Below are 6,999 nucleotides of genomic sequence, written 5' to 3' on the forward strand. Positions count from 1 at the left end.
GCGAGCAGGCCGCCGCCGATCCCGGAGGAGGCGGCGGCGCCGGGTTCGGCTGCGGGGCCGGCCCCGGCTTCGACGCCGGGGGCCGTGCCGAGGCCGACACCGGAATCGACACCGGGGCCGGACAGGTGCTCGTCCTCGAACGCGGTCAGCTCGCCGTGCGCGCCGAACCCGTACCGGCGGCGCATGCGCACCCCCATGGGCTCGGCGGGGCTCGCCCGGTAGTAGGCGACCGAGATCGGCGCCCGCCAGTCGAGGACCATGGCGCGGCCGCGCTCGTCGTGGACGTGGCGCCGGCCGATGTGCACCCGGTCGGTGGCGTCGGTGCCGTTGGCCCCGTCGGTGTCGCCGGTGCCGCCCGTGCCGTCGGTGCCGTCGGCACCGTGCTCGGCATCCTCGAACACGGTCCCGGCCGCGAAGTCGAGGCGGCCGAAGAACAAGGGGGTGTCCGGGAGGTCCGCCAGCGCCTCGGCTCGCAGCGCGCGGGCCTGCTGGAGGACCTGGGTGGAGACCCAGTCGCCGTAGACGGCGGGGGTCTCGGTGGCGAGCACGTCGTCGCGCATGCGGCGCAGGGCGTCGCGGGAGGCGGCGAGGTGGGCGCGTTCGGCGACGATCTCGGGATCGGCGGCCGTCTCGGGACCGACGGCGGCCTCGGACGCGACAGCGGTCTCGGGATCGACGGCAGGGGACGGCTCGGCTACGGCCATGGCGGGAACCTCGGCATGTCGGCGGGAACGGGAACGGCGGCGGATGCGTGGGTTCCCGCCCCGAGCCGTGAGCCCGGTTCGTGCCGATCCATCGCGCAGCAGGTCGCCGCCGGAGTGGAGCCAGCAGCCTAGTGCACCCCGGCGGCACGGGCAACGACGCCCGAGGGCCGGGGAAGAGCCCTCCCGGGGAAGAGTGCCGGGCTCGCGCCCTACAGGTGCTCGCCCTTCACTCCGGCGAGGAAGGCCCGCCACTCGGTGACGGGGAAGATCAGGAAGCCGCCGTTCGGGTGCCGCGCGTCCCGTACCACGGCGCGGCAGCCGTCCCCGGCGACCTCGACCGGGTTCGCGCCGGTGGCGGTCGAGTGCCCGGACGTCCGGATGCCGGGCGCCTCCCCGCGCGCCTGCGCCGAGACGGGGCCGGGGGAGCGGGGAGCGGAGCGGAGGGTGGGACGCGGTGTGGAGTCGTCGTCGCTCATGCCGGAGCCGCTACCCACCGAACACCCGACCGCACCCGGTCCGCCGCACCCGGTCCGCCTCACCCGGGGCACCGCATCCCGGCCGTCGGGTCGGTCCCGCGGTCGCTCGGTCGGTGGGTCGGTGGGTCGGTGGGTCGGTGGGTCGGCCGAGGGCGGGGTGGGCGGAGCGGGGTGAGGCGGATGGGGGTGGGGGTGGGGGTGGGGGCGATTTCCGGTGTCGCGGCGGAACGTACTACAGTGCGTAGTGGACGGCGGCCCACCGGCCGCCGACGTGCGTGGAGCCGTCCGCGCGCAACGGACACGCGCAATGGACATGCGCGCCGGACACCGGGTGGAGGATGCTCGTGGTCGACGGGTTGACCACCACCATCGAGATCGCGTCGCTGGCCATGGCCGTGTGGTGCCTCATCACCACCTTCCGCGACCGGCCGATGGTCGTCCCGCACCTGGTCGGCATGGCCGTCCTCTGGCTGCTCGTCATCGCCCAGGCCGTCGTGTCGACCGTGCAGATGGCGGGCGGCGAGCGCCCCGCCGAGACCGCCACCTTCATCGGCTATCTGGCGACGATCGTCCTCATCCCGCCCGCCTGCGCCACCTGGGGTTTCGTGGAGCGCACCCGGTGGGGGCCCGCCGTCATCGCCTTCGCGTGCCTCATCCTGCCCGTGATGATGGTCCGCCTCCAGCAGGTCTGGGACCCCGCGCATGTCTGACCCCGCCCGCCGCCCCGAGGGCGCGGCCGCCGCCCGCTCCGGCCCCGGCCGGGTCCTCGTCGCCGTCTACGCCGTGTTCGCGCTCGCCGCGACCGCCCGCGCGGGGGTGCAGATCGCCACCCGGTTCGATGAGGCCCCGCTCGCCTACGTGCTGTCCGCGCTGGCCGGGGTGGTCTACATCGTGGCGACGGTGGGCATCGCCCGCAGCGGGCGGACGTCGCGGCGGGTCGCCGTCGCGTCGATCACCGTCGAACTCGTCGGCGTGCTCGTCGTCGGCGCGCTGAGCATCCTCGACCCCGCCGCCTTCCCCGACGACACGGTGTGGTCCCGGTTCGGCAGCGGGTACCTGTTCATCCCGCTCGTCCTGCCCGTGCTCGGGTTGCTCTGGCTGCGCCGCGTGTCCAGGGCGGAGGCCGCGCCGACCGCCTGACCGGCGTCCGTGAGGCCCCGCTGACGGGGCCCGTGGCGCGGTGGTGCGGGCGTCCCGCTCCCGTTCGGTGCCTGGTTCCCGGTGGGTGCTGCGTCCTGGGTCGGTGCCTCGCCTCCGGTGGGCATCCCGTGTCCCGTGCGGTGCCCCGTTTCCTGTGGGTGGGTGGGTCCTCGGTCGGCGGCCCGTCCCCGGCGGGCGGTCCGTCATCGGTGGGGGTCCCGCGTGTAGCTTGCGGTCATGACGCAACAGCACAGCACCACCGCTCTGCCCGTCGCCGTCTCCGCCGACTGGCTGGCCGACCACCTGGGCGATGTCGTGGTCGCGGACGTGCGCTGGTATCCCGACGGGCGCTCCGGCCGCGACGCCCACCGCGCCGGGCACATCCCCGGCGCCGTGTTCGTCGACGTCGACACCGACCTCGCCGCGCCCCCCGACCCGCACGGCGGGCGGCACCCGCTGCCCGCGCCGGAGGAGTTCGCCGCCGCGCTGGCGCGGCTCGGCATCGGCGACGGCACCCCCGTCGTCGCCTACGACGACGCGGGCGGGTCGACCGCCGCCCGCCTGGTGTGGATGCTGCGCGCCATCGGCTCGCCCGCCGCCCTGCTCGACGGCGGGCTCCCCGCCTGGACCGGCGGGCTGGAGGAAGGGGAGGTCACCCCCCGTCCGCGCCACCGCACCGCCGTCCCCTGGCCCGCCGACCGCGTCGTCGACACCGCCCGCGTCCGGGCGGAGATCGGCGACCCCGGCGGCCTGCTGCTCGACGCCCGCGTCCACGGCCGCTACACGGGTGAGGCGCCCGCCCCGGTCGACCCCCGGCCCGGCCACATCCCCGGCGCCCGCAGCGCCGCCTGGCCCGACAACCTCGCCGCCGACGGCCGACTGGCCGCACCCGAGGTTCTGCGCGCCCGCTTCACCGCCCTCGGCGCCGCCGACGCCGCCACGGTCACCGCCTACTGCGGTTCGGGGGTCACCGCCTGCCACGACCTGCTGGCCCTGGAGCACGCCGGGTTCCCCGGCGCGCGGCTCTACGTCGGCTCCTGGGGGGCGTGGGCCGGGGACCCGGCGCTCCCGGTCGAGACCGGGGAGGGCGGCGCGCCGCGTCCGTAGGGAACCGTGTCCGTCATGAACGCCGCGTCCGTGGGGAACCGCGTCCGTCGTGAACACCGCGTGGCCTGTGAACCAGGGTCAGTGGGCGGCCACGCGGCGGAATGGGCGAGGGCGGCACCGCGCGGGGCGGCACTCCGTCTATGGTGCGGTATGAACCGCCACGATCGGTGACGACGCGCCGATGCCGCGCGTTCGGGACATAGGCGGACGCCACGGGCGTGGTGAACGGTGGGCGGCGCCGTGAACGGCGGCGCACCGACCGGACACCACCACTCGAAACGCCGCCTATCCGCGGTCTCACCGCGTTCTAACCCGCGCGGCCGAAGCTTGTCGATATCAGGCCGAGCATCCCGGAGGAGCACATGAGCGCAACCGACCCCACCGACGGCACCCCCGACGGCCGCGGCCCCGCGCCCGACGCCGCCGGGCCCGCCGGCCACGACCACCCCGGACCGGCGGCCGAGGCCGCCGCGACCGGCCCGGCCGACGGCGCCGCCGCCGACGGGGGTGGTGGCGGCGCCCCGGCCGGTCCGGCCGACCCCGGTACCACCGCGGTGGTACCCGCGCCCGACGGCGCGTCCGCCGTGACGGCCGACGGGTCCCCGATCCAGCACGGCCCGGACGCCCCGTCCGAGCACACGGCGGTGATCCCGGCCGCGGCCGACGGGGACGGCGGCGGGACGCCGTCCGAGCACACGGCGGTGATCCCCGCCGCGGCCGACGGGGACGGCGGCGGGACCCCGGCCGGCGACACCGCGGTGATCCCCGCCGGGCCCGGCCCCGAGACCGCGCCGCCGACCGCCGGGGACGGCTCCGCCTTCGTCGGCGGCGGTGGCCCCGCCTGGGCCGCCCCGCCCGCCGGCTCCCCGGCCCCGTACCCGCCGGCCGCCGCCCCGGGTGCCGAGCACGCGGCGGAGGCGCACGGCGTCCCGCACGCCCCCCACACCCCGCACGCCGGCTGGGCGGCACCCGACCCGACCCGGACCTTCCCGACCGCCGTCGTCCCCGGCACCCCGCATCCCGGCACCACGCACCCCGGTGCGGCCCCGCACCCGCACGCCCACCACAGCGGCGGGTACGGCGCCACCCCGCCGCCCTCCGGCCCCGGCGGCCCCGGCGGCGGCGCCGTCCCGCCCGGCACCCCGCCCGAGGCGGCGTTCGGCATGCCCGCCCCCGAGCCCGCCCGCCCCTCGTTCTGGCAGCGCAACAAGGTGCTCGGCGTCGCGGCCGTGACCGCCTTGGCCACCAGCCTCATCGTCGGCCCGGCCGCCGCCATCATCACCACGCGCCTGGCCGACGGCGGCGGCCTCGACGGCAGCTCCCTCACCGGCGAGCAGGCGTCGTCGGTCTCCACCGGCAGCGTCAGCACGGTCGCCGAGTCGACCCTGCCCAGCGTCGTGTCCATCGAGACCGGCACCGGCGGCGGTAGCGGCGTCGTCATCAGCGCGGACGGGCAGATCCTCACCAACAACCACGTCGTGGCCGGGGCCGACACCGTCAACGTCCAGTTCAACGACGGCACCGAGGCCGAGGCCGAGGTCCTCGGAGCCGACCCCGTGTCCGACCTGGCCGTCATCCAGGCGCGCGGGGTCTCCGACCTGACCCCGGCCGTCCTCGGCGACTCCGACAAGATCGAGGTCGGCGCGGACGTCGTCGCCATCGGCTCCCCGCTCGGCCTGTCCGGGACGGTCACCTCCGGCGTGGTCAGCGCCGTCGACCGGCCCGTCAACACCGGCTCCGCCGGTGAGCAGCCGCAGCAGGAGCAGGGCAACCCCTTCGGCCTGCCCGAGGAGCGGCAGCCGCAGGAGGACGGCGGCGAGTCCGGCAGCAGCGGGCTGCAGACCTCCACCGTCATCAACGCCATCCAGACGGACGCCCCGATCAACCCCGGCAACTCCGGCGGCCCGCTGATGAACATGAACGGCGAGGTCATCGGCATCAACACCGCCATCCTCGGCACCGGGCAGCAGGCGGGGTCGATCGGCCTCGGGTTCGCCATCCCGATCAACCAGGCCAAGCCCATCGCCGAGCAGCTCATCGCGGACGGCCAGGCCAGCTACGCCGCCATCGACGCCACCATCTCCGAGCCGCGCCAGGGCGGCGGCGCCACCGTCGTCGAGGCGCACCGCGACGGGGCGGCCGCGGCGGCGGGCCTGAAGGAGGGCGACCTGATCACCTCGATCGACGGCGAGGCGGTCGACGGCGCCGACGCGCTGGTCGCGGCCATCCGCTCCCACCAGCCCGGCGACACCGTGACGCTGGAGTACGAGCGCGACGGCAAGGCGCAGGAGGCCGAGGTCACCCTGTCGGCCCAGTCCGCCGACAGCATGGGCGGCTGACCGCCCGCCCCGGCCGGGGTTCCGGCCGGGGCGCCGGCCGCTCCGGGCCGCCCCGGGGACACGCTCCCCGGGACGGCCCGCCACCGTTCCCGCCCCGGCGCGGGCGCCCCGGCCGGGTCCGGTCAGGGACCGGGGTCACGCAGCGGGACCAGGCACACGGTCGTGTCGCCGTCCACCCAGAAGGGGCCGTCGAACCTCGGCCAGCGGCTGACCTGCGCGCACACGTGGTAGTCGACGCCGTCCTCCGAGTACCGGGGCCGGTCCCAGGAGTCGACGGTGGTGGCCGTGTGGTCCATCGCCGCCGACCAGCAGGGGACCTCCACGTACTCTCCGGTGTCGCCCACGTCGGACACGCAGTCGCCGTCGGCGATGTCCTCGGTCCCGCCGTTGATCCACCGGCTCAGGTGGTCGGCGGTCGGCGGATCGTTCCAGTAGAGAAGCCCCAGGACGGTGGCGGCGATCAGCGCGATGCCGGTGAGCGCGGACCCGGAGACCACGGCGGCGAGCGGCCCGAGATCGCGGCGCCGGCCCGGCTCGGCGCCGGAAGGAGCCGGGTCCGGCGGGCGCGGGAGCCCCCGTTCGGGGTCCGGCCGCCCGGTCGGCGGTGCGGGCGCGGTCCCCGGTGGCGGTGCGGACGCGGGCCGCTGCGCTGGGGCGGGCGGGCCCGACGGCGGCGCGGAGGCGGGCGTCGGCGGCGGTGGCGTGGACGCGACGGCGTTCCGGCGCTCCGCGATCACCTCGGTGACCGCCTCGGGCAGCCACCCGTCCGCCGGACCCTCCCCGGCCCGGGCGGCGTCCGGGGCGAACCGGCGCAGCACCTCGTCCAGACCGGGGCGGGCGTCCGGGTCCTTGGCCAGGCAGGCGGCGACCAGCGCCGCCGGGCCGGGGTCGATCCCGGTCAGGTCCGGCTCGCTCTGCACGATGCGGTAGACCATGACCTCGGCGCGCCCCTCACCGAAGGCCCTGCGGCCGGTGGCGGCGTAGGCGAGCACGCCACCCAGGGCGAACACGTCGGAGGCCGGGCCGACGGGGTCGCCGCGCACCTGCTCGGGGGACATGTAGGCGGCGGTGCCCAGGACGCTGGACGTGTGCGAGGTGGCGTCCAGCGCGCGGGCGATCCCGAAGTCGATGACGCGTGGCCCGTCGTGGGCGAGCAGCACGTTGCCGGGTTTGAGGTCGCGGTGCACAATCCCGCACGCGTGGATCGCGGCGAGCCCTTCGGCCAGCCCGGCG

General features: G+C 77.0%; 6 protein-coding genes and 1 pseudogene. 4 read left to right on the top strand and 3 right to left on the bottom strand.

The genetic code is table 11. The features are described 5' to 3' along the window. Positions 1-704: pseudogene (locus tag NT8_RS26230) on the bottom strand (hypothetical protein); the annotation flags it as partial. A gap of 209 nt (positions 705-913) precedes the next feature. Continuing rightward, entirely contained in the window at positions 914-1,180 is a 267-nt protein-coding gene (locus NT8_RS26235; RefSeq protein WP_067975208.1) for a DUF397 domain-containing protein, read from the bottom strand. Positions 1,181-1,524: 344 nt separating this feature from the next. Here NT8_RS26235 and NT8_RS26240 point away from each other — a divergent pair, with 344 nt between their 5' ends. The 4 genes from NT8_RS26240 (at position 1,525) to NT8_RS26255 (ending at position 5,766) form a co-directional block, all read left to right on the top strand. Continuing rightward, entirely contained in the window at positions 1,525-1,890 is a 366-nt protein-coding gene (locus NT8_RS26240; protein ID WP_067975223.1) for a hypothetical protein, read from the top strand. Then, entirely contained in the window at positions 1,883-2,320 is a 438-nt protein-coding gene (locus NT8_RS26245; RefSeq protein WP_067975211.1) for a hypothetical protein, read from the top strand. The genes NT8_RS26240 and NT8_RS26245 overlap by 8 nt, the downstream gene beginning before the upstream one ends. A 237-nt stretch (positions 2,321-2,557) precedes the next feature. Then, a complete protein-coding gene (locus NT8_RS26250; RefSeq protein WP_067975214.1) occupies positions 2,558-3,427 on the top strand; it encodes a sulfurtransferase in 870 nt (289 codons plus the stop codon). Positions 3,428-3,789: 362 nt separating this feature from the next. Beyond that, a complete protein-coding gene (locus tag NT8_RS26255; protein ID WP_067975218.1) occupies positions 3,790-5,766 on the top strand; it encodes a S1C family serine protease in 1,977 nt (658 codons plus the stop codon). Between the two features lie 122 nt (positions 5,767-5,888). Here the strand turns inward: NT8_RS26255 and NT8_RS31100 are convergent. Further along, positions 5,889-6,999, bottom strand: a 1,111-nt coding sequence (locus tag NT8_RS31100; protein ID WP_157515983.1) for a protein kinase domain-containing protein, incomplete at its 5' end; no start/stop codon positions are given.

Origin of the sequence: Nocardiopsis trehalosi NBRC 14201, from assembly GCF_001552555.1 — a bacterium.
In the GTDB taxonomy this organism is placed as follows: Bacteria; Actinomycetota; Actinomycetes; order Streptosporangiales; family Streptosporangiaceae; genus Nocardiopsis_B; species Nocardiopsis_B trehalosi.